This is a genomic window from Cobetia sp. Ld8, from assembly GCF_045066615.1.
Taxonomy (GTDB): domain Bacteria; phylum Pseudomonadota; class Gammaproteobacteria; order Pseudomonadales; family Halomonadaceae; genus Cobetia; species Cobetia amphilecti.
This window is the reverse complement of sequence record NZ_JBISHF010000009.1, coordinates 80,189-106,261: the sequence shown is the minus strand read 5'-3', so window position 1 is coordinate 106,261 and position 26,073 is coordinate 80,189. Positions and strand designations below refer to the sequence as shown.

Sequence of the window (26,073 nt, the reverse complement as noted above, 5' to 3'; positions counted from 1 at the left end):
CATGCAAAGACCAAGACGACCCCATGACTGACGAGACTTCCAAGCCGCAGGACGACACGTCCACTTCTGCTCCCGCTGACGACGCGCAGCAAGAAAGTGTGCAGAACGAGAGCGCGCAGCCCGAGAGCGTGCAGACCGAAAGCGCGCCAGCGACCCCTTCCGTTGCCGATGAAGCCGTCGCCCGCAAGCGTGGCATCAAGAGCTACGTGATTCGTGGTGGCCGCATGACCCAGGCCCAGACCCGCGGGCTCGAAGAGGTCTTCCCGCGCCTTGGCCTGCGTCACGAGCAGGGCGAGCTGGATCTCGAAGCGCTGTTCGGGCGTCGGGCGCCGCTGGTGATCGAAGTCGGCTTCGGCATGGGCAAGTCACTGTGTGAACAGGCGCAGGCCAACCCGGACACCGACTTCATCGGCATCGAAGTGCACGCGCCGGGCGTCGGCAAGCTGCTGGATGATGTCGACAAGCTGGGCCTGACCAACCTGCGTGTCTATCGTCACGACGCCCTGGAAGTGCTGGCGGATTGCGTGCCGGCCGGTTGTGCCGACACCTTCCAGCTGTTCTTCCCGGACCCGTGGCCGAAGAAGAAGCACCACAAGCGTCGTATCGTTCAGCCGGCCTTCGTCGAGCTGGTGCGTCGTGTGCTCAAGCCGGGCGGCCACTTCCACATGGCCACCGACTGGGCCAACTACGCCGAAGCGATGGCGGAAGAGATGGCCGAAGCGCCGGGCTTTGCCAACACCGCTCCGGCGGAAACCGCGCCCTACGTGCCGCGTCCGGACTTCCGTCCGCTGACCAAGTTCGAACAGCGCGGCGAGCGTCTCGGCCACGACGTGTGGGACCTGATCTTCGTCAAGCAGGACTGATCAGCGCCTCGTGCGCAGTGGCGGCGTCTTCATGACGCTGCATCGCGGCCGCCTTCGGGTGGCCGCTTGCGTGTGAGGCCCATCGCCATGGCGCGGTTCTGCGTGCCAAGGCCATTTGCCTGCGTGGCGGTCTGTGCCGCTTGCTGTGTTTGCTGTCCCTTTCTTTTCCCGTCCCGAGAGTTGCTGACCATGACGACGCCTACCGCCGACTCGGCTGATCGCCCGACCATGACCCCGCTGACGGCCCTGACCTGTCCGCTGGATGCCCAGCCGCTGGTACGTGACGGCCAGAGCTGGTGCTGTGCCGACGGGCATCGCTTCGATATCGCACGCCAGGGGCATGTCAATCTGCTGCCGGTGCAGCGCAAGCGCAGTCTGGACCCCGGCGACAGCAAGGCGATGGTGAGCGCCCGCCAGCGCCTGTTCGCGCTGGGCGGCTATCAGCCGTTGGCGGCGGCCCTGGCTAGCCGTGTGCTGGCATTGGCGGCGGCCCAGACGTCTCAGGCGCCGCTGACCGTGCTGGATGCCGGCTGCGGCGAAGGCTTCTATCTGCGTCATTTGGCGTGCGCTGCCGGTGAGCAGAATCTCTCGCTGACGGCGGCGGGGCTGGATATCTCCAAGCACGCGGTGCTGGCCGCGGCGAAGCAGTCACGTGATGCCGCCTGGCTGGTGGGCACCAACGCCGCCCTGCCGCTGGAAGATGCGTGCGTGGATGTCGTCATCTGCGCCTTCGGCTTCCCTGTCTGGCAGGAATTCGCGCGTGTCCTCAAGCCCGGTGGCCACGTCGTGTTGCTGGAAGCGGGGGCCGAGCACCTGCTGGCGTTGCGCAAGATTCTCTACCGCGAGCTGAAGCCCGCGCGCGGTGAAGCCGGGCTGAGCGCTGCCGAGTCCGCTGGCTTTGCCATCAGCGGCGAGGTCGAGCATCTGCATGCGGGGCTGTCATTGACCAGCAATGAGCAGATTCGGGACCTGCTGACCATGACGCCGCATCTGTATCGCGCCGAGCGTGATGGCCTGGCGCGTGCGGAAGCCATGACGGCGTTGGAGGTCGAATTGCATGCGGAACTGAGGGTGTTCTCGCTCGAGGATGCAAAAGGTAAAGCTTAAATAGAAATTCTTCGCATTTGCCTTGCAAAAGCAAATGAGAATGATTATCTTGTCTGTGCGGTGTCCGGGCAGACATCGCAGGGCGCAAGCCCAGCCGTAGCGGCGGAGTCAGGCCCCCGCTACGGTGTTTCTCCTCATCAAGCTAGTCACGGTCTTGGGCATCCTCATCTGGGGATGCCCTTTTTCTTGTGCGCTGCGCACGCTGCGCGCTCTCACGTCGCGTTCGGATGTGCGGTCGACAGATCGACAGATCGACAGCTCGACAGGAGCTCAGGTCGACAAGAGCTCAGGTCGCCAGCCACAGGGGCAGGGTCAGCATCGCCAGCAGCGTCTGGGCGGTGATCAACGCCGCCATCAGCTCGGCATTGCCGCCCAGCTGGCGGGCCAGAATATAGGCGGAGGTCGCGGTGGGCAGCGCCGCGAACAGAATCGCCACATCGCGCGCCACTCCCTCAAGGCCGAACCACCGGCAGAGCAAGACCACCAGTGCCGGCATCGCCAGCAGCTTCAGCAGGCTTGCCAGCCACGCCACGCTGCCACTGCTCACCAGTACACGCGGACGCAGTGCCACGCCTACCGCGACCAGGCCGAGCGGCAAGGCGGAGCGCCCCAGCAGGCTGATGGCGTCGCCACTCCAGCCCGGCAAGCCGATGCCGCTCAGGTTGAGCGCCGTGCCGGCCAGACACGCCAGCACCAGCGGATTACGGGTCAGCGCCTTGAGCGAGCGCAGCAGGCCGCCTTCGCCCAGGGTGCCTGCCCCGATGAAGGCCATCACGCACAGCAGGTTGGCGGCAGGCACCATCAGCGCCAGCGCCACGGCCGCGACGGTCGCCCCGGCACTGCCATGCAGCGCTGCTGCCCCGGCCACGCCGACGTAGCTGTTGAAGCGGACGCTGCCCTGGAAGAGCGAGGTAAAGGAGGCGGCGTCGCCCATATGACGGCTCAGCCAGTCCGGCGCGTGACGCCAGCTCAGCCATAGCGCGGCGGCGAACAGCAGCATCGCGCCCAGCATCACGCTGGCCAGCGCCACGACCGGCACGCTGGCCATGTCGGCGCGTGCCAGCGTGGACACCAGCATCGCGGGGAACAGCACGTAATAGATCAGGCGTTCCAGTTCGCTCCAGAAGCCTTCGCCGGGGAAGCGCTTCCACCCGAGCAGCGCCCCCGCGAGGATCAACAGGAAGAGGGGGCCGAGCGCCTGCTGTACACTTGCCATGCTGACTCCTTGTCGGGGCTGAGTGCGAATGCCTTGAGGGCGATGTGGCGTGCGCGTGACATGATGTCTCGCCTGCTGCCGCGGTGAGGCGGGCTGGTAAGCTTGTCATGACTCGCTCAGCGCTGCACTTGGACTCAGGTCTTGTTCGCCGGTCACGCGCTGGCGTCATGTCGTGGCTGAGCGCAGACCATTCCCATCACGTCACTTTCTTTCCCATTCGGGGCGCCTTGCCTGTCGATGCGCTGCCGGACCGTTGCCGGAACTGCCATGTATCGCGTAGAAGAAGACAATGCCCGCCCGCGGCTGCTCAATCTGCTGATCATCGTCACGCTGATCACCATCGTGGTCTCGCTGTATTACCTGATCGACTATTACCTGGTACGCGACGGCAGCAACGGCAAGGTGACCTGGTTTGCGCCCAATCAGTCCTGTGAGCTCAATCATGCCCCCTGTACTGCCGAGCTGGGCCGCTTCGGGCGTATTACCCTGGCGCTGGAGGGCGATATCAGTCCGCTGACACCGCTGGGCATTCGCGTGATGACGGAAGGCGTCTCACCGGAGGGGGTCGAGGTGGACTTCATCGGCCGCCACATGGACATGGGCGTGAAGCGCAGCGTGCTGAACACCACCGATGCCCAGAGCCTCGAGCGCCAGCATTGGCAGGGGGAAGGGCAGCTGGGGTTCTGCAGCAGCGCGACCATGGCGTGGCGTGCGCAGGTGATCGTCACCACCGAGCGTGGCCGACTGGGCAGCTGGTTCGATTTCGATAGCCACCCGCAGGCCACCACGGCGGAGCAGCTCGAAAGCTCGGTCGACCAATTGTTTCGCAGTGATACCCGCCCGACGTATCAGGGCAGCTAGCCGCTGGCGCTGAGCCCGGCCGGCAGGGACGTCGTTTCAGGCATGAAGGCACCGGGAGGCAGGGATGGGCGCAGAGCGAAAGTCACAGGACGGGCAGGCAGGCACTCGCCGACAAGAGAGCCATCAGCTGGACAATAGTCGACAAGAAAGCCATCAGCTGGACAAGGGCGTCGCCAGACGCTGGTGGCTGCTGGGCGCCGTCGGTCTGGCGGCCGTGATCGGTGCCGGTGTTGCCTGGCAGCAGGCGCAGCAGGACCTGGCACCGGTCGCGGGCATGCAGGCCTGGGCCAGTCTGGGCGGCCCCATCCAGCTCGAATCACAGCAGGGTGACTTCACGCTCGCGGAGGTCACGATGGGCGAGGCCGCAGACGCGCAGGCCACGCCGGTCGTCGCGCTCTACTTCGGCTATACCCAATGCCCGGATGTCTGCCCGATGACGCTGGCGGCGCTGCGTCAGGTGATGTCTGAACTGCCACCCCGGGCGGCGGCGCGTGTGGTGCCGGTGATGGTGTCGCTGGACCCCGAGCGCGACACCCCTGCCCGGCTGGCCGAATACACCGGGCACTTCGGGCCGCGCTTTCAGGGCATCACCGGCAGTCAGGCGGCACTCGCCGATGTGGCGCGGCGCTATGGCGTCAGCTATCGGCGTGTCGAGGCACAGGACTCCGCGCTGGGTTACACCATCGATCATGGTGCCGCGCTCTATCTCGTCTCTGCCCAGGGGCGCATCTACGATCGCATTCCATTCACGCCGGGGCCGGCCGGTGTTCGCGCTGGCGTGACGCGCGTCCTGAGCGCGACCGCTGATTGAGCGCTGCGTGGCACCCGCTGAATGCGCCGCGTCTTGAGCCCTTTCTCAGAGGTGAAATACACATTGTCCACAAGTTGGCAAGCGCTCAAGGAAAATTTTGTGGATAATCATGACGCCTCGAACGCGCAACGCAGTGCCGTCAAGTGCTGATTTATAAAGGCTAATAAAAACAAACTGTTACGAGATATCGACTAAAAATATCAAGTCAGTGGTTGCTTTGCGTTCAACCAGCATCACTGCCGCGACAGGCACCAGAAAGGCCGGTTGTCAACCTGTGGTCAATAGCTTCCCCACAGATTTATCCACAGGCTGGCGGCGTCCGCACAGGGCCTTCTGGAGGGGAGAATCAGCGGACATCAGCCATTGCCGTAGTGATGGCATGCCCCGTTATCCTGTGCGCAGCATGCGCTTGGATGAGCTTGCCACTGGCCCTCATCCGGCCTTGCCAGAAACGCAAAGAGCCGCCCGATGGGCGGCTCTTTCGTTGCTACCGGCAGCAGTGCTTGCCGGTTACCAGCAGGGGAGGCTCACGCCGCCATTACTGCTTGGCGTCGGCCTTGGTCACGTCGAGCAGCTCGACCTTGAAGGTCAGCGTCTCGTTCGGGCCGATCGGGCCGCCGGTGCCAGCCTTGCCGTAGGCAAGCTCAGCCGGGACGTAGAGCATCCAGGTGTCGCCGACGCTCATTTCCTGCAGTGCTTCCTGCCAGCCCTTGATGACCTGGTTGACCTTGAAGCTGACCGGCTCGCCACGCTGGTAGGAGCTGTCGAAGACGGTGCCGTCCAGCAGCTTGCCTTCGTAGTTCACCTTGACGGTGTCTTCAGCGGACGGGGTCGCGCCGTCACCGGATTCCAGCACCTTGTACTGCAGGCCGGAATCCAGTGTCTTCACGCCGTCCTTCTTGGCGTTGTCGGCGAGGAACTTGTCACCCTCTGCCTTGTTGTCGGTCGCTTCCTGCTCGACCATCTTCTTCTGCTCTTCCATCTTCTTCTGCTGGAAGCGGGAAAGCGAATCCGCGATTTCCTGGTCGCTCATCTTCATGTCGCCCTTGGCGTAGACATCACGCACGGCTTGAGTGAAGGCGTCGAGATCCAGATCGGTGATGTCCTGGGAGAGGCTCTTGCCCAGAGTTGCACCGATGCCATAGCTGAGCTGTGCCTGCTCGTCTGCGAGGCTGTCATCGGCGGCAAAGCTGAACGGGGTGACCAGGAGGGCGCCGAGCGCGACGGCACTGACCAGCTGTTTCATGAAAACTCCTTCAGGATGGAATGGGCCTGAGACGGGCCCGAAACACGCAATTGGCACCGAGGCGGCATGGCCTGCCTCGGGCACTAGTGTTACTCCGACTCTACCAGCCGCGTACAAGTTCCGCATCTCGCTGGCGTTGTCAGGCGCCGGCGGGCACGCGGGCCAGTGCCAGGCGGCGCAGGGCACGTGCCGACGGGTGGTCCCCCACGGCGAGCGTCGTCTTGCCGCTCAGCAGGGCCAGCGATTGCTGAAAGGCCTGCAGCGGGTCCGCGACATGCGCGAAGGGCGCCCGCAGGCCGGTCGCGCCTTCGGCTGACGACGGCGCAGGGCTCAGCTCTTCCAGCTGGGCGAGGGTCTCCTGCTCGGCGGAAAGCTCGCAGGCCTTGAGCTGCTGATAGAGGCGTTCCAGGCGTTGCACCGCGGCCGGGTCCTGGGTGGCGGGCAGCGTCGTCAGCTCCTGCTTCAGCTGGCGGCGGCGCTCGCGCAACATGCCGGTCATCCAGCCCTGCCAGTCGCGCACGTCTTCAAGCAAACGAGTGGGCGAGGCGGCGAGGGCGATGCCGTGGGCGGACAGCCAGTGAATCCACAGCAGCTCGCAGACATCGAGGCCCGCCTCGTCCTGCAGCAGCAGGCAGGTACTCATCATGTCCGGCGTCGGCTGAGGGTTGCCCGCAGAGCCGACCTCGCCGGGCAGGGCATACAGAGACAGCGCGTAGTCCCACAATCCGATAGAATATGCGCCCATCAAGTCGGCCTCTTCGTGTATCACGGATGATGTCTCTTCATGTGTCACCGATGATGTCTCTTCACGAGTCGCGCCCAGCAGCTTGCTGAGTCGTAGCGCTCGTGTCGGTGGCGGTGAACGGGAGCCCGACGTCCCCCGTATTTTCTGATCGAGGTTGTCATGATTGCACTGCGCCAGCTCGCCCTGCAACGCGGCGGAGCACCGCTGATCGACGAAGCGGACCTGACGCTGCATGCCGGTCACAAGGCCGGTATCGTCGGCCCCAATGGCGCCGGCAAGTCGAGCCTGTTCGGCCTGATCCTCGGCGAGTTGACGCCCGACAGCGGCACGGTATCGCTGGCCGGTGGCGTGCGTGTCGCGCACATGGCGCAGGAAATCGATGCGCTGGAGCGTCCGATCGTCGACTACGTCATGGACGGGGACCACGCGCTGCGCGAGACCGAGCGCGCCCTGGCAGCCGCCGAAGAGAGCGGCGAGCACCAGCGTCAGGCCGAGCTGCACGCCCACTTCGACACCCTCGATGGCTACACCGCGCGGGCACGTGCCGAGCAGCTGCTGGTCGGCCTCGGCTTCAGCCAGGCGCAGCTCAGTCAGCCGCTGGCGGCCTTCTCGGGTGGCTGGCGCATGCGTGCCAATCTGGCGCGCACCCTGTTCACGCCGTCTGACCTGCTGCTGCTGGATGAGCCGACCAACCACCTGGATCTCGATGCGTTGCTGTGGCTGGAGCAATGGCTGGCGCGTTATCCCGGCGCGCTGCTGCTGATCTCCCACGACCGCGACTTCCTCGATGCGGTGTGTGATCACATCATCCACTTCGATCGCCGCAAGCTGGTGGTCTACAAGGGCAACTACAGCCGCTTCGAGCGCACGCGTTCCGAGCGTCTGGTGCGTGAGCAGGTCGAGCACGAGAAGACCATGGCGCGGCGCGCCGAGATCGAGGATTTCGTGCGCCGCTTCAAGGCCAAGGCCACCAAGGCGCGTCAGGCCCAGAGTCGCATGAAGATGCTGGAGCGCATGGAAGAGACGGCGGCGGTCAAGGCCGATTCCCCGTTCCACTTCACCATCCCGTGCTCCGACAAGATCTCGCATCCGCTGCTGGGGCTGGACCGCGCGGTGATCGGCTATCCCGGTCAGCCGCCGCAGCTCTCCGGGGTGCGCTTCTCGCTGCTGCCGGGACAGCGCATCGGTCTGCTCGGCCCCAACGGCGCCGGCAAGTCGACGCTGATCAAGGCGCTCACCGGCGAGCTTGCGCTGGTCGAGGGCCAGCGGACCGCCGGCGAGCATCTGGCCATCGGCTACTTCGCCCAGCATCAGGTGGACGGGCTCGACCTGTCCTCGACGCCCTTCAATCATGTGCTGCGCCTGTCACCGTCGGCGGGTGAGCTGGAGATCCGCACCTTCCTCGGCAGCTTCGGCTTCCACGGCGATGAGGTCTACGCCACGGTGGAGTCGTTCTCCGGTGGCGAGAAGGCGCGTCTGGCGCTGTCGCTGATCGCGTGGCAGAAGCCCAATCTACTGCTGCTGGATGAGCCGACCAACCACCTGGACCTCGACATGCGCGAGGCGCTCACCGATGCACTGGCGACCTTCGAGGGCACCGTGATTCTGGTCTCCCACGACCGCCACCTGCTGCGTGCCTGCGTCGATGAATTCTGGTGCATCGCCGATGGTCGCGTGACGCCCTTCGATGGTGACCTGGATGACTACCGTGCCTGGCTCAAGGCGCGGGTCGAGGGCGAGCGGCGGGAAGCGCGCGCCCAGAAGGATGCCGATGCGGGAACTGACAGCACGCGCACGCCGGACCGCAAGGAGGCGCGCCGTCAGGCGGCTGAACTGCGCGAGAAGCTGCGTCCGCTCAAGAAGGTCAGCGACAAGGCCGAGCAGAAGATGAGCAAGGCGCAGGGCGAGCTGGACAAGATCGAGGAAGCGCTGGGCGATGCCACGCTCTACGAGGCGGACCGCAAGGCGGAGCTGACCAAATTGCTGGCCAGCCAAGGCGAGATCAAGAGTCGCCTCGATGAGGCCGAAGCCGAATGGTTCGAGGCTCAGGAAGCGCTGGAAGAGATGGAAGCCCAGCTCAAGGCGGCGGACTAGGTCATGCGGCTGGACCGCTGGCTGACACGTCAGCCACAGCTCAACCGTCGTCATGCGCTCTCGGCGCTGGCGGCGGGGCGCGTGCGGGTCAACGGCGCGACGATCAGCGACCCGCTGCATGAGGTCGGCCCCTTCGATGACATCCACCTGTCAGCGCCTGACGCGACCGTCTGCCTGCAGATCGCGCGGTGTCCGCGTCATATCCTGCTCAACAAGCCCGCCGGGGTCGTGACGGCCTGTCATGACCCCGAACACCCCACCGTGATCGATGTGCTGCGTGACACGCTGAATGCACGCGGCGAGGACAGCGGCTGGCTGGCCGAGATCCACCATGTCGGGCGTCTCGACCGTGCGACGACTGGTGCCCTGCTGCTGACCAACGACGGCGATGTCTCGGCGCGCATCAGCGATGCCGGGCTCGAGGGCCCCGCCAAGCTTTATCGCATGGGGCTGGAGCGGCCCCTGACGGAGGCCGAACAGGAAAGCGCCATCGCACAGGTTCGCCAGGGGGTGCTGCTCGAACATGATCCGCGCCCGACACTGCCGGCAAAGCTTGCGTTTCTCACCGCGAACCAGGCACGCCTGACGCTGCACGAGGGACGCCATCACCACGTCAAGCGACTGTGGCGTAGCTTGGGCAATCGCGTGGTGTGGCTGCACCGTGAGTCGGTGGCGGGCTTGAGTCTCGAGGGGCTGGCGCCGGGGGAGTGGCGCGAGCTTACCCGCGAGGAGTGTTCACGGCTGGGGGCCGCGCAGCCTCGCGGGTGAGGCCACCCGGCGGGTGGCGTCTTGCCGACACCGGGTTATCCACACCCGCCTGGTGCGCCGCCAGCGCGTGACGGCTGCGATGGGGTGTGGATAGATCGTTCTGAATCGTCGTCAGCGCTGCTCAGCTGCCGGTCGCCTGACTGGGCAGGTCCTCTGCCGTGATGCTCGCCTGGTCATCGTCGACGGGGCTGGCATCAGGCGTCGACAGGCTGACCAGCTCGCCCTCGGCGTTGCGCGTGAAGTTGCGCACGATGACCCCGATATCCTCCGGCAGCGGCGCAAACTGGCTGCAGCGGCTCAGCACTTCCTGCATGTCCTGATAGCCACTGTCGCGACGCGAGTCGATGGTCGCGCGCGAGAAGTCGATATCCTTCAGTGAGGTCTCGCCCGGGCGCGCCGAGGCCAGCAGACGCACCACGTTGATCGAGGGCTGCTGGGTCATGGCGAGGATGCGCTGGATCTTCGGCGACTGGCGCAGCTCCTCCGGCAGATGGTCGGCGAGATTCTCGATTCCCATGCGCAGCGCCTGATTCTCTTCCAGCAGATTGAGGTGCTCGCCGGCACGGCTGGAATACTGGATGTCCTTCTCGCGCAGCTGCGCCTCCTGCAATGTCTCCGGCACCTTGCCATCGGCACTCCACAGGTCGATCACGTAGCAGTTGACCACCGTCTCGCCATGCGGACGCTCCGACAGCACCCAGCTGACGGGCGTATTGGAGTACAGGCCGCCATCCCAATAGGCTTCGCCATCGACCCACACCGGCGGGAAGGCCGGTGGCAGGGCGCCGCTGGCCAGAATATGGCGGTGGTCCAGCGCTTCATGCGAGGAGTCGAAGTAGCGCAGTGCGCCGCTGCCGATATTCACTGCCCCGACCGACAGGCGAACGTTCTCCGGATGGCGGGCATCGAGGCGCTCGAAGTCCACCAGCCGGTTGAGCGTGTCGCCCAGCGGCTCGGTGTCGTAGAGGCTGGGCGGCTCGCCGAAGAAGCTCTGCCAGATCGGTACCGTCCACAGTGGGCGCGGGCGGAAGAAGCCCGGAATGCCCCACAGCATGGCAGAGGTGCGCGCGACACTGCGCTCCCACGGATGAAAGGCGGGGCCCATGCTGGCAGCGGGTTGGGCGATGCCATACCAGAATGACTCGAGGGCCTTGAGGCGCTCGCCCTCCGGATTGCCGGCGATCAGGGCACCATTGATGGCGCCGACCGAGGTGCCGACCACCCAGTCGGGCTGGATGCCGGCTTCGGCCAGCGCCTCGAAGATGCCGATCTGGTAGGCGCCGAGCGCGCCACCGCCTTGCAGCACCAGAATATTGAGCGCATCGGCGCAGAAGTCGCAGGATGTATCACGCATGAAACCTTCTCCTCTCTAGCAGTGCAGCACTCCGCCGAGGAATGCCCGAGGTCAGGGGGACCGTCGCGAGCGTGACGCCATGTGATGGGGGAGGCGTGGGCTCGTGGAGGCGGCGAAAGGGTGACGAGGTGCATATCAAGGGCAATGAAGCACCTGATCAAGGCAATGAGGCACTGGTGAAAAGCAATCGAAGTGCTTTTATTGTGCAGCGCAGCATGGCGCTTGTCAGCATAGCACGCATCCTCGCCTTGCGTGTCTGCGATCTCATTCAAGCGACTGACTGAGGCGGCAGGGACCAAGACGAGGGTGAGGTCAGGAACAGGAGCAGCAGCCGTGCGGCGGTCATTGGCACCAGGGCGTCAGCCACAGGTCGGCTGCCAGCAGCAACAGCGCATAGCGTCCGCCCTTGGCGATCACGATCAGGACGATGCTTTTCCACCACGCCAGCCGGAAGACCCCCGCCAGCACCGTCAGCGGGTCGCCAATCAGCGGGGCCCAGCTCAGCAGCAGGCTCCAGGCGCCGAAGCGGCGATACCACAGGGTGCCGCGCGCCAATGCGCGCCGCGAGACCGGAAACCATCGCCGTGTGCGCAGACGGCGGGCGCCACGCCCCAGGGCGACGTTGATCAGGCTGCCGAGCGTGTTGCCCAGCGTCGCCGCGATCCATAGCGCCCAGGGCGCGTGCCCCAGGCACCACAGCCCCGCGAAGGCCGCCTCCGATCCGCCGGGCAGCAGGGTGGCGCTGGCCAGCGAGATCACGGCGAGCGAGGTCAATGCCGGCAATGACAGTAGGGCCACTTCATTCATATCACTTTCTTCTGTTTTTCACGGTGGCAGGGCGCTGGGGGTGGCTTTCTTCCCTCCTCAGCTCGGGTATGCTGTTGGCACGTCAAAGCCATATTTCGGGAGCTTCCTGCATGCATATTCCGTGCGTCCTGACGATAGCGGGCTCAGACCCCTCCGGGGGAGCCGGCATTCAGGCGGACCTCAAGACATTCTCTGCGCTGGGCGCCTACGGGGCCAGCGTGATCACGGCGCTGACGGCGCAGAATACCTGCGGCGTGCGCAGCGTGGAGGCGGTCTCGCGGGAATTCATCGCCGCACAGCTGGACGCCGTGCTGGATGATCTCGATATCCGCGCCGCCAAGATCGGCATGGTGGCCGATCCGCTGGTGGTGGAAATGCTCGCCGACCGCCTTCAGCAGCGTCGCCCGCGCTGGGTCGTGCTCGACCCGGTGCTGGTCGCGAAGAGTGGTGATGCGCTGGTCAATGATGCTGCCATCCAATCGGTGGCCGAGCACCTGGTGCCGCTGGCCGACATCATCACGCCCAACCTGCATGAAGCTGCGGTGCTGCTGGGCGAGCGGCGCCTGATCGGGCGCTCCGACATGCCCGAGGTCGCCCGCGAGCTGCGTGCTAGAGGCGCGAAGGCGGTGTTGATCAAGGGCGGTGCGCTTGAGGGGCAGGCCTGCGATGACCTGCTGGTCAGCGATGCCGGCGAGCAATGGCTGTGCGCACCGCGTATCGAGACCGACAACCTGCACGGCACCGGCTGCTCGATGTCTTCCGCCATCACGGCGCGACTGGCGAACGGTCTGCCGTTGCCGCAGGCGGTGGTCGAGGCGCGCGAATGGCTGCTGGGCGCGCTGCGCGCCTCCGACCAGCTCAGCGTCGGCAAGGGCCGTGGGCCGGTGCATCATTTCCACGCCCTGTGGTAAGCCAGCGAGAGCCGGCCTGTGAAACCCGGTCTGCAGGAGTGATGAACCCCGCAAGCTCCCCTTGATCACTGCCAGCCAACGAGTAGATGCCATGCCTATATCGCCGCTGTATCGCTTGTCCGTGTCAGCTGTCCGTGGCGCCGCTTGCAGCCTGAACGCCGCCTGTCATGCCGTCAGCCTGCCGGTGGCGAGTGCGCCGCGCTGGCTGGCCGCGGGCGTGATGGGGGCGCTGCTTGCCACCACCAGCCCGGCGGCGCTCGCCGTCGAGATCAAGGGGGTGACCTTCGCGGATCAGGTGACCACGCAGTCCAGCCAGCCGCTGACGCTGATCGGCAGTGGGCTCTTCACCTACCTGCTGTGGGACGCCTATGTCGGCGCCTATTATCAGGATGCGCGTCGCCCGCGCCCGGCGCCGCTCAAGGATGTCTCGCGCCGTCTGGTGCTGGAGTACTTCCATGCCATCGATGCCGAGGACTTCGCCAAGGCGACCACCAAGGGCGTGCGCAAGAACCTGTCAGCGGCGGATTTCGCGGCGATCGAGCCTGAATTGACGCGCTTCAATCGTGCCTATCAGGACGTCGTGCCAGGGGATCGCTATGCGCTGCAATGGCTGCCCGCCGGTGGGGGCAGAGGCACGCTGTCGCTGGTGCTGAACGGGCAGGTCATCTTCGAAAGCGATTCACTGGCGCTGGCCAATGGCCTGTTCGCGATCTGGCTTGGCGACGAGCCGGCCCAGCAGGATTTCCGTACCCAGCTGCTGGGGCAGTAGCGCGCACTCTCCATCTGGCCCCTCTCTAGCCTATCTGGCCCATCTGTCGCGGTATCGCTCTCGCCTTGCGCCTCTATCGCGCCCCTATCGAGACACCACGAAAAACGCCCCTGCCGGGAGTCCCGGCAGAGGCGTTTTTTCATGCTCGTCTTTCTCTCTTTCTAACATTCTAACTTTCTAACTTTGCATCACTCTTTCGATCCTTGCTATCTACCTGGCGGGGCTGACGCGCTTGCCTGGGCTTACTTGCCTTCGGCAGCCTTGATGTCGGCCTGCAGGGTGTCGAGGATCTTGCTACCGCGCTCACCGGATTGCTCACGATAGACTTCCCAGCCCTTCTCGCCGACCGGGCGGAAGGCTTCGCGCTGCTCATCGGCCAGCGTGATGATCTCGATGTCGCTGTCTTCCTTGATCTTCTCCAGACGGTCGGCGTTGTACTCCTCCTGCTTCTCGAAGATGTACGGACGCATCTCGTTGGTGACCTTGTCGAGCATCTGCTGCTGCTCGTCATCCAGTCCGGAATAGAAGTCACTGGAGGCCACCAGCGTGGTGATGAACTGCGCCTGCTTGGCCTGGATCATGTAGTCCTGAACTTCGTAGAAGCTCATTTCCTGGATGGCGAACACCGGGTTCACCTGGCCGTCGATCTGGCCCAGCTGCAGGCCGGAGTAGACCTCGGAATAGGGCATCGGCGTCGGGTTGGCACCGTAGCCGCGATAGCTCTCGACCAGAATCGGCGAGGTCATGGTGCGGATCTTGAAGCCTTCCATGTCCTCGGGTGTCTTGATGTCACGGTTGCCGGTCCACACCATCCAGCCTTCCGGAATCACGCCCAGCAGCTGGAGATTCTGCTCGGTGTAGGCCTCGGACAGCATGTCGATGGCCTTGGAGTTGCCGAGTACCTCTTCATTGACGGCATTGTCGTCGGAGAACAGGAAGTGCAGCGTGAAGACGCCCGACTCCGGAATCACCGAGGCCAGGTGACCCGGTGAGGCAAAGGTCAGCTGGATGGCATCGCTCTGCACCAGTTCGGTGAGCTGTGAGGAGGTACCCAGTGCACCGTAGGGGTAGATCTCGACATCGATGTCACCACCGGAAGCCTCTTCGATGCGCTTCTTGAATTCCTGGGCGTAGGCATCCTGCACGCTGCCGGAGACCTCCTCCAGCGCGAAACGCCAGGTGTCCGCCTGCACGCCCGCGGAGGCCAGCGCCGCCATGCCCAGCCCGGACGCGAGGGCGCCTCCCTTGATGAACGCGGCGAGACGAGAAAGGGGAACAGGAGTCCTGGACGTCTCGCGATTCTGCTCGGGTGACGGGTTCCATTGCATCGTCATCTTGTTCTCCTTGTGTGATTTCCATCAGCGTCGGGCGGCTCTGGGCATACCCGGCGTGCAACTTGCATCATTTAGATAATATTGCCATTCTTAATATAATAAAAAAATTACCAAATTGGATAGTATGATTAGAATTTATTATGAATAAGCTGAGCCTGTGCGCATGAGGCTCTGGTACTCGAGCTCTGGTGCTTGAGGATCTGCTCGTCGCTCGCCAGACCGACATGCGCGCGTTGGCCGCATACTGATTTCAAGCGCCGCTAATAAAGCTAGAACAAGAGTAGCCAAAGTGAAAACCACGGCGGCGCCGCGGAAAATTTCAATGGATCGTACTGGCAAATGCAGGCTGTCTGGCGCAAACCACTGCGCTCATGACGTCTGGTAGAAAGCCTATCTGGCAGGATGCCACATCAACAGGAAGCCGCTTCATGAACTCGCCCCCCTCCAAGTCTCCCTCCGCTGACGAGACCCGCCCCGCCCCGGCCGAGACGAATGGCGCTCAGGACCCCCTCGCACATCTGCCTGCGCCGCTGCGCCGTCTGGCCGCCTGGTTCGAACGTGGTGACCAGGGCCTGGCGCATGTCGAGCGCTGGTTGATCGCCCTGTGCGTGCTGGGCATGGCGACGGCCAGCATCGCCAACGTCATCGGGCGCAACGTCTTCAACTACAGCCTGCCGTTCACCGAAGAGCTGATGCAGATCCTGCAGCTGTGGCTGACCTTCCTCGGCATCAGTTACGGCGCGCGCGCCGGGCGTCATATCCGCGTGACGGCGCTGCTGGACTTCATGCCGCCGTGGTTGCGCAAGGTGCTGCTGATCGCTGGACAGGTCATCACCTGTGCCTTGCTGGCCTACCTCGCCTGGCTGGCGGTGGATTACCTGCAGAGCCTGGCCAAGTCCGGGCGTGTCACGCCGTCGCTGCGCTGGTCGCTGGCGGCGCTCTATGCCGTGGTCCCGCTGGGACTGGCGCTCGGGGCTCTCCAGTACCTGATGGCGATCCTGCGCAACCTGCTGGCGCAGGGCGCCTGGTTGTCATGGCGTACGGCGGAGATGGACGAGAACGAGGAAGTCGACGGCAGCGGCGCGCTCTAGCCACTGCGTCTGGAATGTCTTCTCGATGCCTCGATAGACGATTGATCACACTTCATTGACCCAGGGACGGAAGCTGCGATGTGGATTCTGCTCGTGATGGTGGGGCTGCTGTTGCTTGGGGTACCCATGATGGTGCCATTGAGTGTCGGCACCTTTTTCTTGTTGTTCAGCGATTTTCCCTTCCTCAAGCCGGAGCTGGTGATCCAGCAGATGATCGGTGGCCTGCAGCCGGTGGTACTGACGGCGGTGCCGATGTTCATTCTGGCGGCCGATATCATGCTCAAGGGCTCCACTGCCCAGCGCCTGCTGGATCTGGTCGAGCGCTTCGTCGGCCACTGGCGCGGTGGCCTGCCGGTGACCACCGCGCTGGGTTGCACCCTGTTCGGCGCGGTGTCCGGCTCCACCCAGGCCACGGTGGTGGCGATGGGGCGCCCGCTGCGCCCGCGGCTGCTGGAAGCCGGTTACAGTGACAAGTTCACCATCGCGTTGATCATCAATGCCTCCGATATCGCGCTGCTGATTCCGCCCTCCATCGGCATGATCATCTACGGCGTGGCGACCGGTACCTCGGTGGGTGACCTGTTCATCGCCGGTATCGGCCCGGGGCTGATGATCCTGGTGCTGTTCTCGCTCTACTGCATGTGGAAGTCGTGGAAGCTGGGCATCGCCCCGCAGCCCAAGGCGGACTGGCCCGCACGCCTCAAGGCCTTGAAGCGCGCCAGCCTGCCGGCGGGCTTCCCGGTGATCATCATCGGCGGCATCTACTCGGGCATGTTCTCGCCGACGGAGGCCGCCACGGTCTCGGTGATCTACGCGCTGATTCTCGAGATGCTGATCTATCGCGGCGTGACCCTGAAGGACCTGCCCAGTGTGGCCTTCTCCACGGGGCTGATCACCGCGGTGGTGTTCATCCTGGTGGCGGCGGGTGCGGGCTTCTCGTGGATGATCTCCTTCGCCAAGATTCCGGATGCCATCCTCGGCGGCTACATCCCCTACCTGTCGGAGCATGCGCTGGCGCTCTTGGCAGTGATCGCGGCGGCCTACTTCGTCGGCTGCATGTTCGTGGACCCCATCGTGGTGATCCTGATTCTGGCGCCGGTGTTTGCGCCGGCAGTCGATGCCGCCGGACTGGACCCGGTGCTGGTCGGCACCCTGGTCACCCTGCAGGCGGCGATAGGTTCGGCGACCCCGCCCTTCGGCTGCGACATCTTCACGGCGGTGGCGGTGTTCCGAAAACCGTACATGGAGGTCATCCGGGGGACGCCGCCCTTCATTGCCCTGCTGTTGCTGGCGACGGTGCTGCTGATGCTGTTCCCGCAGATCGCGCTGTTCCTGCCCAGCCTCGCCAACTAGCAGCTCGTCAACTAGAAGCTCGCCAACTAGCAGCTCGCCCACTCAAGTAGCACCTGTCGCGCCCCGCAGGCTCAGTCTGCGGGGCGTTCGCGTCTGGTATGCTCCCGAACACGAAATGTCATGAATCATCACCCATCTCTTGAAGGAGCAAGCGGCATGCGAGCATTGATCCAGCGCGTCACACGGGCGGAAGTCGTGGTCGAGGACGAGAGCGTCGGCGCCATCGAGGGCGGTCTGCTGGTACTGGTGGGCGTCGAGAAGGGCGATGATGAGGCGCGTGCCGACAAGCTGCTGCACAAGCTGCTGCATTACCGGGTCTTCGCTGACGAGAACGACAAGATGAACCTCAACGTCCAGCAGGCGGGCGGCAGTCTGCTGCTGGTCTCGCAGTTCACGCTGGCGGCGGATACCGGCAGCGGCATGCGCCCCAGCTTCTCCTCGGCGGCGCCACCGGCGGAGGGCGAGCGGCTGTTCACCTATCTGGTCGACAAGGCGCGTGAGCGCGGGCGAGAACTCGGGGTGGGAATCGAGACCGGACGCTTCGGTGCCAACATGCAGGTCTCGCTGCTCAATGACGGGCCGGTGACCTTCCTGCTCGAGAGCTGATCGCGCAGGCCCAAAAAAGCCGCCCCCGAGGGGGCGGCTGCAAGCATTGGATGACGGGGCTGCGCCGTCTCGCGGGAGCGCGGCGCAGGTAACGCAGTCTTACTGCACGCCTTCCGGGTTGCGTGCGTTCAGGTAGGCCTGCTCAGAGACCTCATGCCACTTCTCGACCTTGCCTTCGAAGGTGGTGTAGGACTCGTAGATGCGGCCGGCCAGATCGTTGGAGTCGCCGAGTTTCTTGACCACTTCGCCGGACAGCTCACGTGCCTTGTCGAGCACGTCCTGTGGGTAGCGGCGCAGCTCGACCTTGTGCTCGTTGAGCAGCGTCTCGAGGGCGTCGTTGTTGCGCGCGGTGTACTCGTCGAGCATGTCCTGGTTCACGTCACGTACCGCGGAACGCAGGATGGCCTGCAGGTCCTTGGGCAGCTCGGCCATGGCGTCGTCATTGACGATGGCCTCGAAGGTGACGGTCGGCTCGTGCCAGCCCGGATAGTAGTAATACTTGGCAGCCTGATAGAGACCGAAGGCCAGGTCGTTGTACGGACCGATCCACTCGGTGGCATCGATGGCCCCGGACTGCAGCGAGGTGAAGATCTCGCCGCCGGGCATGCTGACCGTCGCCACGCCCATCTGCTGCATGACATCGCCACCCAGACCCGGGATACGCATCTTCAGGCCATCGAGGTCGGCGACCGAGTTGATCTCCTTGTTGAACCAGCCGCCCATCTGCACGCCCGAGGCGCCGCCCGCCATGACTTCGACGCCGAACTTGTCGTAGACCTCGTTCCACAGCTCCAGACCGCCGCCGTAATGCAGCCAGGCGTTCATTTCCTGCGCGGTCATGCCGAAGGGCACGGCGGCGAAGAACTGGGCTTCCGGCGCCTTGCCTTTCCAGTAGTAGGAAGCCGAGTGACCGATCTGCGCGGTACCGGAAGATACGGAGTCGAGGACCTCGAAGCCCGGGACCAGCTGGCCTGCGCCATAGACCTTGATCTTGAGACGGCCGTCGGACATCTCATCGACCAGACGTGCGAGGCGTTCCGGCCCCTGGCCCACCCCCGGGAAGTTCTTCGGCCACGAGGTGACCATCTTCCAGCTGAAGGTATCGGCGGCATTGGCGACGGCCGGCAGGGTACCCATGGCGGTCATGGTGCCGACGGCGATGCCGAAGGCGAGTTTGTTGAGTTGCATGGCATGCTCCTTGAAGTGCCCGATTGTTGTTGTGCACCGGTCATGAACTGGTGCTGGGCAAGAGGTGGGCCGCGAACGGCTCCCGTGCATCTGCATGAGCCGACTGGCGGCTCTCCCATCAGCTGGCGGGGCAGGCCCCGCCAATTCAGTTGCTGCTCTGTCTTTGTTCTGTCCGTGCTCTGTCCTTGTGCTGTCTCGTCAGTCGTGGCCTAGAACTGGGCCGGCAGCCAGGTCGCCAGCCCCGGGAAGGCGGCCAAGGCGCCCAGCATGCACAGCTGGATCAGGATGAACGGCACGACACCCTTGTAGATCTGGCTGGTGCTGACTTCCTTGGGCGCCACGCCGCGCAGGTAGAACAGCGCGAACCCGAAGGGCGGCGTCAGGAAGGAGGTCTGCAGGTTGATGGCGATCATGATGCCCAGCCAGATCGGGTCGAGGCCCATGGCCAGCAGCACCGGACCGACGATCGGCACCACCACGAAGGTGATCTCGATGAAGTCGAGGATGAAGCCGAGCAGGAAGATCACCAGCATCACCACCAGGGTGGCACCGATGACGCCGCCGGGCATGTTCTCGAAGATCTCGGTGACGACCTCTTCGCCGCCGAAGCCGCGGAACACCAGCGAGAACAGCGCGGCACCGATCAGGATCAGGAACACCATCGAGGTGACGTTGGTGGTGGAGCGCACCACTTCCGTCAGGGTCTTCAGGCTCAGCTTGCGATTGGCGAGGGCCAGCATCAGGGCGCCGAAGGCACCCACGGCAGAGGCTTCGGTCGGGGTCGCGAGACCGCCGAGAATCGAGCCGAGCACACAGACGATCAGCACGATCGGCGGCACCAGGCCCTTCATCAGCAGCCAGAAGATGCTGCCGGTATGCCCCAGCTCTTCCATCAGCGCATCACGATCGACGGCCGGCGCCTTCTCCGGCTTCAGCCAGGCGACCATGGCGATGTAGACGATATAGGCGAGCACCAGGATCAGGCCCGGAATCAGCGCGCCGATGAACAGGTCACCCACCGAGACGGTCTTCGGGCTCCAGATGCCCATCGACAGTTGCGCCTGCTGATAGGCGGAAGACAGCACGTCGCCCAGCAGGACCAGCGCGATGGACGGCGGGATGATCTGCCCCAGGGTGCCGGTGGCACAGATGGCACCGGTGGCCAGTGACGGGTCATAACCGCGCTTGAGCATGGTCGGCAGTGACAGCAGGCCCATGGTGACGACGGTCGCGCCGACGATACCGGTGGAGGCGGCCAGCAGCATGCCGACGATGGTCACGGATATCCCCAGCCCGCCACGCAGCGAGCCGAACATCAGCGCCATGGCGTCGAGCAGCGTCTCGGCGACCTTGGACTTCTCCAGCAGCACGCCCATCAACACGAACAATGGTACGGCCAGCAGGGTCTGGTTGGTCATGGTGCCGTAGAGGCGATTGGGCATCGCGGACAGGAAGCTGGCATCGAATACGCCCTGGGTAATGCCCAGCGCATCCAGCCCCATGCCGAGTCCGGCGAAGGCAAGCGCGGTACCGGCCAGTGACAGCGCCACCGGATAGCCCAGCATCAAGACGATACAGATACACACGAACAGCAGCAGTGGCATGATCTCGAGCATTACACCAGCTCCTCATCGTGGTCAGGGGTGTCATCGCTCGCATGCGGAGAGGGCAGGCGGCCCATCAGGAACAGCAGATGGCGGCCGGCTTCCGCCACGCCTTGCAGCATCATCAGGATGGCGATGGCCGGAATCAGGGTCTTGAGCAGGTAGACGCCCGGCAGGCCGCCGGATTCGGGCGAGGCTTCCTTGATGCCCCAGGAATCGCCCACGTAACCGAGGCTGGAGAGCAGGATGAAGGTCATCACCGGGAACAGCAGGAACAGGGTGCCGCCGAGATCGACCCACGACTTCCCGCGGTGCGACATGCGCTGATAGAAGATATCCACCCGCACATGGCCGTCGTGCTTGAGCGTGTAGCTGGCGGCGAGCAGGAAGACGGCCGCGTGCATGTACATCACGGATTCCTGCATGGGGATGCTGTTGATGTTGAAGGCGTAGCGCAGCATCACGATGGTGAATTCGACCAGCATCATGATGACGACCAGCCAGGACACGCAGCGTCCCAGCCCCTCGGTCATGCGGTCGAGCCCTGTGAGCCAGCCGGGAGTAGAGGCAGTGGCAGACATGGAATCCCCTTGGCCTGCGGGTAGCAGGTGATGATTGTTGGTGTTGTTGTTGCTTTGCCGACAGCGTCTGCTGTGTCTTTGCCAAGCGCTTGTGTTGCAAGCAGTTGTGTTGCAAGCAGTTGTGTTGCAAGCGATTGCTGGCAAGGTCGCCAATTCAGATGTTGCTCATGTTGTGGTCAGTCGCGGTGTCCAGCAAGCCGTGATGGCGTCGCTTTGAACAACGCTATTCCACGCTTCGTCCCTGTAAGTGATGTCGCTCGGATGCGGTATGCCATCAGTCATCGCTAAGTCAACGATTAATCCACGTCATTGGCAGACAAAGAGTAGCGAGCGGCGCCGCAACAACAAATGGATCATTGGTCTGACAGGCGGTTTTTGTCTTTGCTTACAGTGAGATAGGCGAAGAAATACCGGCAGGCAGGCAAGGAAACGGGCAAGTAAGGGCGCGGCAGATCGCGTTATGCGCATCAAGCAGCCCGCAAGCGATGCGCCGCAGACGCGGCGGCAGGGGTGAGCACCAATGCGCAGACAGCTACCGGCAAGCCGTAGCTGAGGGAAGCCTGGGTCTGGAAAGTCAGTCGGGAAAGCCAGGCGGGAAAGCCAGGCAGTAGAGGGGCGATATCCGGGGGATCGATATCCGAGGGGAAGGCGTCAGAGATGCCTATGCAAGAGAGACAGGCGTCAGGCGAGCCCGATCGCCTTGCGGCATGCGGCTGGCAGATGGACTTCTACCGCAAGCGGCAGATGGTCGGAGAACAGGTGCGACAGCGTGGTCGGGTGGCTCAAGCGCAGCGTCGAGGAGACCAGGATATGGTCGAGTCCACGGCGTGGCTGCCAGGCCGGGTAGCTGTTGATGGCCTTGCTGGGGCGGGAGTCGAGTGCCTCGCTGAACGCCTTGTGCTGACGAAGCTGGGCCAGCGTGCAATTGAGGTCGCCCATCACGATGACATGCTTGAGGGGCGCGATCAGCTCGCCGAGGTATTGCAGCTGACGATGCTGGATACGGGCACCGAGTGCCAGGTGGGTCACGAAGACATGCAGGGCGTGTTCGCCCTCGCCGAAGCGGGCATGAATGGCCCCGCGTCCCGGCAGCGTGCCGGGCAGGCTGTGCTCTTCGAGATGGCTGATCGGCAGGCGCGACAGCAGGCCGTTGCTGTGCTGAGCCAGGCGGCCCAGGTTGCGATTGAGCTGCTGATAGCGATGCGGGAATTCGGCCGTCTCGGCCAGTGAATCGACCTGATTGACGTTGCCGGAGCGGAAACTGCCACCGTCGACTTCCTGCAGCCCGACGATATCGTAGGGCGTGATGGCGGCGGCGATCAGCTCCAGACGCTTGCGGCGCATCGGGTGTGGCAGCACATGCTGCCAACCGCGGGTGACGTAGTGATGCCACGCCGCGGTATGGATACCGACCTGCATGTTGAAGGTCAGCAGACGCAGGGGAGGTGCCGTCTCGTCGAGTCCGGCACTTCCCGCGGCGCTGGCGGCCACTGGGTCAGCAGCCGCTGCCATCAAGCGGCGTCCTTGCTGCCGGCTTTCTCTTCACGCACCTGCTCGACCAGCTCGTCGGTGATCTTGAGCATGTTCTGCAGTGAGCCTGCCGTGCTCGGCGAGATGACATAGCGGCCATCCACGATCAGTGCCGGTACGCCCATGATCTTGTAGGCGCGCATCTGGGCGTGGGCCTGATTGACCTGGCTCTTCACGCCGAAGGAGGTCAGCGACTTCTTGGCGTCTTCTTCGCTGACGCCGTAGTCGCTGTAGAACTTGGCGATATCATCCGGGTCGGTCAGGCGCTGGTGGTCCTGATGGATGGCATCGAAGAAGGCCTTGTGGGTCTCGTCGAGGATGCCCAGGTCCTTGGCGGCATAGAAGGCATAGGCGTGCTTGACCCAGTCCTGCCCCATGGTGGCCGGCAGACGGTTGAAGGTCACGTCACTCGGCAGCTCGTCGACCCACGGCTCGAGACTGGATTCCAGCTTGTAGCAGTGCGGGCAGCCATACCAGAACGCTTCGACCACTTCGACATTGCCCGCCGGCGCGTCGGTCTTCACCGGCTCGTCGAGTACCTGGTAGTCCTTGCCAGCTTCAGCGGCGAACACGCTTGCTGACAGGCCAAGGCCCGCCACCAGAGTCAGTAGGGGTTTCCACTTCATGGAACATCTCCATCGGATTGAGGCATGCCCGGGCATGATACCCGGCAACATTAGTGATGCATCGAGTATGCGTGTCAGCCACCACTGCTGTCGAGACTGCCGGGCGGGACACGGCGGATCACTGTCTGGCCAGCCTAGCGTGACAAGGTTGACCGTTGGATGAACGCCGTTCGATCACGCGCCGTACAAGGCGTCGCTCGAACACGCCCCGTGAACGGCGTGCTGGTGGCGGTCGTCATCAAGTCAGTCATACGCGATACCCGGCTGAACGGATGCCTCAGCGCAGGCCGTGGAGATATTCGGCCACCTGCTGCATGTCGCTGTCACTCATGCGCGCGGCGATGCTGCTCATGATGGCGTTCGGGTCGTTGTCGCGGCTGCCGTCGCGGAAGGCCTTGAGCGCCGTCACGGTATAGGCGGGGAATTGTCCGGCCAGCGCCGGGTAGCCTGCCGAGTCGATGCCTTCACCACGCGGACCATGACAGGCTGTGCAGGCCGCGATGCCGCGCTCGAGCGAGCCGGCCCGATACAGCACCTCGCCTGCACGGGCCGCCTCTGGCTCGGCCTGGCCGCGATTGGCGGGCTGCGCGGCGTAATGGGCCGCGATATCGGCGATATCCTGATCGCTCAGGTTGTCGGCGATACCGGCCATCTGCGGCACCGAGCGGCGGCCATCCCGGATGTCGGCCGTCTGCTTGCGCAGGTAGTGGGCCTGCTGGCCAGCAAGATGGGGGAAGGCCGGCGTCGGCGAGATGCCCTGGGCACCATGACAGGCAGCACAGACGGCAGCCTTGGCCTTGCCTGCCGCGGCATCGCCGACCAGCGACTCGGCGGCGGCCCCCGTCGGCAAGGTGGCGGCCAACATAGTGGCAGCAAGTGCCAGCAGCAGGCGCAAGGGGCGCACGGGGGTCTGCCTTGGTCTCATCAGCTCATCCATTTCACTGGTCCCTGTTTCACGAAGAGGCCCGTTCGGGGCTTGTATCATCCGGCGTGGATGGTGGCCTCTGTCATTTCCCCGGTGCCCGCGCCGTACTGCGCGCGGTGAGAAGTGCACCCCACTCTCGCAGCCCGTGAGAGCAGGGTGGTACACTAGGCCTCATGATCGCCATGCTGACCTTGCAGGCAGTATAGCGAATCCCCTCAGGGCGCGTGAGCGTGCCTGTCGCCAGTCGTGTCATCGCAGTAATCCAGAGCATCTTCCCGCTGTCGTCGGCAAGTTGCAGCGCCGATGGCAGGGCATGCGGCACTCTTTTCGTTACACCGGTCGTTTCTTCTGCTCTCTCGTGATGTCGCGCGGGCGAGACGTCCGCCTTCAACAGGTATTCAGAACTCCCATGGCCGAATCAGCTCCTTCGACCCCCAAGCTCCATTATCGTCAGGCGCGCTTCCTGATCAGTGCCGCGACTCTGGCCCAGTGCCCGACGGACGTGGGTGCCGAAGTGGCCTTCGCGGGTCGCTCCAATGCCGGCAAGTCCAGCGCCATCAATGCGCTGACTTCGCAGAAGGCGTTGGCCCGTACCTCCAAGACCCCCGGCCGCACCCAGCTGATCAACTATTTCACCATCGGTGAAACGGGCCGCCATCTGGTCGACCTGCCCGGCTATGGCTATGCCAAGGTGCCGGACAAGGTGAAGCGCGAGTGGCAGTCCCATCTGTCCAACTACCTGCGCAACCGCCAGTCGCTGCGGGGCCTGGTGCTGCTGATGGATGTGCGCCATCCGCTGTCCGAATTCGACCAGATGATGCTGGGTTGGGCCGATGAGGCCAAGATGCCGGTGCATATCCTGCTGACCAAGGCGGACAAGCTGAAGCGCGGCCCTGCTGCAGCAAGCCTGCAGAAAGTGCGTCACGCGCTCAAGGAGTGGGAAGACCTGGTCACCGTGCAGCTGTTCTCGTCGCTGAAGTACTCTGGTGTCGAGCAGGTGCATGCCAAGCTCGACGAGTGGCTGGCGGACCCGTCGGTGATGGACGGCGTGGAAGAGATGGCAGGCGATGAGGCACCGCAGGACCCCTTCGACGACTGACTGAAGGTGTAAGACGATTTGGGGCGAAGCCTCGAACCACGCGACCTTGCATGACGAAACGGCCACCCCTCGGGGTGGCCGTTTGCGTTACAACAGGCACGCTGTCACTCACATCTGCGCTTTTGCGCTTCCCCAAGGGCCAATCACATGAACAGGCTGCGCGGCGCGCTGCTGATGGGGTCAAGGCGGGTCAAAGAGCTCGTCTCCCTGGGCGCCGAGAGAATATGCGGGACCTTTGCCGCGGGCTCGACGACTTCCGGCATCGTCACGGTCTCGCTGGGGACGAGCAGGCTGCGCATGGCCTCCTGTGGTGAGGCCGCCGGCGCTTCCTGCACACCGGATTGCAGCGTCGCGAGGCTGGCACGCCCACTGTAGACCGCCACGATGACCAGTAACGCGGATGCCAGCACGATGGCGACGCCTTTCAGTAGGGCGCGGCTGGTCTGACGCGAGGGCGTCATGATCGGCGCGCGCTGCTCGCCTTCACCATGCAGGGGCGGCCTCTGGGGAGAGGAAGGTGACACACGGTAGCGCGGGAGTGAGTGGGTGCTCATGCTGGCCTCTCCTGTTGAGGTCGAGGTGGC

The 26,073-nt window shown here is 64.2% G+C and carries 26 protein-coding genes; 13 read left to right on the top strand and 13 right to left on the bottom strand.

Features of this window, described 5'->3' with window-relative positions:
* Positions 1-23: 23 nt before the first annotated feature.
* Positions 24-863 carry a tRNA (guanosine(46)-N7)-methyltransferase TrmB gene (trmB, locus tag ACJJV2_RS16660; RefSeq protein WP_405282312.1) on the top strand — a complete coding sequence of 280 codons (840 nt, stop codon included), beginning with the start codon at positions 24-26 and terminating at the stop codon, positions 861-863.
* A gap of 189 nt (positions 864-1,052) precedes the next feature.
* Entirely contained in the window at positions 1,053-1,970 is a 918-nt protein-coding gene (locus ACJJV2_RS16655) for a putative RNA methyltransferase (protein ID WP_405282311.1), read from the top strand.
* 286 nt (positions 1,971-2,256) lie between these two features.
* On the opposite strand, the gene ACJJV2_RS16650 is transcribed toward ACJJV2_RS16655, so the two are convergent.
* Entirely contained in the window at positions 2,257-3,186 is a 930-nt protein-coding gene (locus ACJJV2_RS16650; RefSeq protein WP_405282310.1) for an AEC family transporter, read from the bottom strand.
* Between the two features lie 267 nt (positions 3,187-3,453).
* Between ACJJV2_RS16650 and ACJJV2_RS16645 the strand changes: the two genes are divergently transcribed.
* Both ACJJV2_RS16645 and ACJJV2_RS16640 read left to right on the top strand, forming a co-directional pair.
* Entirely contained in the window at positions 3,454-4,047 is a 594-nt protein-coding gene (locus ACJJV2_RS16645; RefSeq protein WP_317292477.1) for a hypothetical protein, read from the top strand.
* A 64-nt stretch (positions 4,048-4,111) separates the two neighbouring features.
* Positions 4,112-4,858 carry an SCO family protein gene (locus ACJJV2_RS16640; RefSeq protein WP_405282309.1) on the top strand — a complete coding sequence of 249 codons (747 nt, stop codon included), beginning with the start codon at positions 4,112-4,114 and terminating at the stop codon, positions 4,856-4,858.
* Positions 4,859-5,396: 538 nt separating this feature from the next.
* Here ACJJV2_RS16640 and ACJJV2_RS16635 read toward each other — a convergent pair.
* Both ACJJV2_RS16635 and ACJJV2_RS16630 read right to left on the bottom strand, forming a co-directional pair.
* A complete protein-coding gene (locus ACJJV2_RS16635) occupies positions 5,397-6,104 on the bottom strand; it encodes an FKBP-type peptidyl-prolyl cis-trans isomerase (protein ID WP_043333314.1) in 708 nt (235 codons plus the stop codon).
* A gap of 139 nt (positions 6,105-6,243) precedes the next feature.
* Entirely contained in the window at positions 6,244-6,849 is a 606-nt protein-coding gene (locus tag ACJJV2_RS16630; RefSeq protein ID WP_405282308.1) for a TIGR02444 family protein, read from the bottom strand.
* A gap of 159 nt (positions 6,850-7,008) precedes the next feature.
* Between ACJJV2_RS16630 and ACJJV2_RS16625 the strand changes: the two genes are divergently transcribed.
* On the top strand, positions 7,009-8,943 hold the full coding sequence (locus ACJJV2_RS16625) for an ATP-binding cassette domain-containing protein (protein ID WP_107335718.1): 1,935 nt from the start codon (positions 7,009-7,011) through the stop codon (positions 8,941-8,943).
* A gap of 3 nt (positions 8,944-8,946) precedes the next feature.
* Complete coding sequence (locus tag ACJJV2_RS16620) at positions 8,947-9,711, top strand: pseudouridine synthase (protein WP_405282307.1); 765 nt, start codon at positions 8,947-8,949, stop codon at positions 9,709-9,711.
* Positions 9,712-9,832: 121 nt separating this feature from the next.
* On the opposite strand, the gene ACJJV2_RS16615 is transcribed toward ACJJV2_RS16620, so the two are convergent.
* The gene (locus ACJJV2_RS16615) at positions 9,833-11,065 is read right to left on the bottom strand and encodes a patatin-like phospholipase family protein (RefSeq protein WP_131431122.1); all 1,233 of its coding nucleotides are present in this window, start codon (positions 11,063-11,065) and stop codon (positions 9,833-9,835) included.
* A 128-nt stretch (positions 11,066-11,193) separates the two neighbouring features.
* Here ACJJV2_RS16615 and ACJJV2_RS16610 point away from each other — a divergent pair, with 128 nt between their 5' ends.
* Positions 11,194-11,349 (top strand): hypothetical protein, encoded by a 156-nt coding sequence (locus tag ACJJV2_RS16610; RefSeq protein ID WP_405282306.1) that lies wholly within the window; start codon positions 11,194-11,196, stop codon positions 11,347-11,349.
* Positions 11,350-11,407: 58 nt separating this feature from the next.
* Here the strand turns inward: ACJJV2_RS16610 and ACJJV2_RS16605 are convergent, their stop codons facing one another.
* A complete protein-coding gene (locus ACJJV2_RS16605) occupies positions 11,408-11,872 on the bottom strand; it encodes a YqaA family protein (RefSeq protein ID WP_405282305.1) in 465 nt (154 codons plus the stop codon).
* Positions 11,873-11,982: 110 nt separating this feature from the next.
* Between ACJJV2_RS16605 and thiD the strand changes: the two genes are divergently transcribed.
* Positions 11,983-12,783, top strand: a complete 801-nt coding sequence (gene thiD / locus ACJJV2_RS16600) for a bifunctional hydroxymethylpyrimidine kinase/phosphomethylpyrimidine kinase (RefSeq protein WP_192839067.1) — start codon at positions 11,983-11,985, stop codon at positions 12,781-12,783.
* A 91-nt stretch (positions 12,784-12,874) separates the two neighbouring features.
* A complete protein-coding gene (locus tag ACJJV2_RS16595; protein ID WP_405282304.1) occupies positions 12,875-13,552 on the top strand; it encodes a chalcone isomerase family protein in 678 nt (225 codons plus the stop codon).
* Positions 13,553-13,794: 242 nt separating this feature from the next.
* On the opposite strand, the gene dctP is transcribed toward ACJJV2_RS16595, so the two are convergent.
* Positions 13,795-14,886, bottom strand: a complete 1,092-nt coding sequence (dctP, locus tag ACJJV2_RS16590; protein ID WP_405282303.1) for a TRAP transporter substrate-binding protein DctP — start codon at positions 14,884-14,886, stop codon at positions 13,795-13,797.
* A gap of 428 nt (positions 14,887-15,314) precedes the next feature.
* On the opposite strand from dctP, the gene ACJJV2_RS16585 reads away from it, so the two are divergent.
* The 3 genes from ACJJV2_RS16585 (at position 15,315) to dtd (ending at position 17,936) form a co-directional block, all read left to right on the top strand.
* On the top strand, positions 15,315-15,977 hold the full coding sequence (locus ACJJV2_RS16585; protein WP_159055814.1) for a TRAP transporter small permease: 663 nt from the start codon (positions 15,315-15,317) through the stop codon (positions 15,975-15,977).
* Positions 15,978-16,055: 78 nt separating this feature from the next.
* Positions 16,056-17,330 carry a TRAP transporter large permease gene (locus ACJJV2_RS16580; protein WP_054556427.1) on the top strand — a complete coding sequence of 425 codons (1,275 nt, stop codon included), beginning with the start codon at positions 16,056-16,058 and terminating at the stop codon, positions 17,328-17,330.
* A 156-nt stretch (positions 17,331-17,486) separates the two neighbouring features.
* Positions 17,487-17,936 (top strand): D-aminoacyl-tRNA deacylase, encoded by a 450-nt coding sequence (gene dtd, locus ACJJV2_RS16575; protein ID WP_131431125.1) that lies wholly within the window; start codon positions 17,487-17,489, stop codon positions 17,934-17,936.
* 99 nt (positions 17,937-18,035) lie between these two features.
* Here the strand turns inward: dtd and ACJJV2_RS16570 are convergent, their stop codons facing one another.
* The 6 genes from ACJJV2_RS16570 to ACJJV2_RS16545 all read right to left on the bottom strand — a co-directional run bounded on the left by ACJJV2_RS16570 (position 18,036) and on the right by ACJJV2_RS16545 (position 24,390).
* Positions 18,036-19,082, bottom strand: a complete 1,047-nt coding sequence (locus ACJJV2_RS16570) for a TRAP transporter substrate-binding protein (RefSeq protein ID WP_405282450.1) — start codon at positions 19,080-19,082, stop codon at positions 18,036-18,038.
* A gap of 251 nt (positions 19,083-19,333) precedes the next feature.
* Positions 19,334-20,740 carry a TRAP transporter large permease subunit gene (locus ACJJV2_RS16565; protein ID WP_054556429.1) on the bottom strand — a complete coding sequence of 469 codons (1,407 nt, stop codon included), beginning with the start codon at positions 20,738-20,740 and terminating at the stop codon, positions 19,334-19,336.
* Entirely contained in the window at positions 20,740-21,309 is a 570-nt protein-coding gene (locus tag ACJJV2_RS16560) for a TRAP transporter small permease subunit (RefSeq protein ID WP_405282302.1), read from the bottom strand. Before ACJJV2_RS16560 ends, ACJJV2_RS16565 begins: the two co-directional genes overlap by 1 nt.
* 681 nt (positions 21,310-21,990) lie before the next feature.
* Complete coding sequence (locus ACJJV2_RS16555; protein WP_405282301.1) at positions 21,991-22,821, bottom strand: endonuclease/exonuclease/phosphatase family protein; 831 nt, start codon at positions 22,819-22,821, stop codon at positions 21,991-21,993.
* Positions 22,821-23,465 (bottom strand): thiol:disulfide interchange protein DsbA/DsbL, encoded by a 645-nt coding sequence (locus ACJJV2_RS16550; RefSeq protein WP_043333328.1) that lies wholly within the window; start codon positions 23,463-23,465, stop codon positions 22,821-22,823. The genes ACJJV2_RS16555 and ACJJV2_RS16550 overlap by 1 nt, the downstream gene beginning before the upstream one ends.
* 277 nt (positions 23,466-23,742) lie before the next feature.
* Positions 23,743-24,390, bottom strand: coding sequence for a c-type cytochrome (locus tag ACJJV2_RS16545; protein WP_405282300.1), 648 nt, complete (start codon positions 24,388-24,390; stop codon positions 23,743-23,745).
* Positions 24,391-24,799: 409 nt separating this feature from the next.
* On the opposite strand from ACJJV2_RS16545, the gene yihA reads away from it, so the two are divergent.
* The gene (gene yihA / locus ACJJV2_RS16540; RefSeq protein ID WP_054556430.1) at positions 24,800-25,489 is read left to right on the top strand and encodes a ribosome biogenesis GTP-binding protein YihA/YsxC; all 690 of its coding nucleotides are present in this window, start codon (positions 24,800-24,802) and stop codon (positions 25,487-25,489) included.
* 143 nt (positions 25,490-25,632) lie between these two features.
* Here yihA and ACJJV2_RS16535 read toward each other — a convergent pair whose 3' ends face one another.
* Complete coding sequence (locus tag ACJJV2_RS16535; RefSeq protein ID WP_405282299.1) at positions 25,633-26,043, bottom strand: hypothetical protein; 411 nt, start codon at positions 26,041-26,043, stop codon at positions 25,633-25,635.
* Positions 26,044-26,073 lie beyond the last annotated feature (30 nt).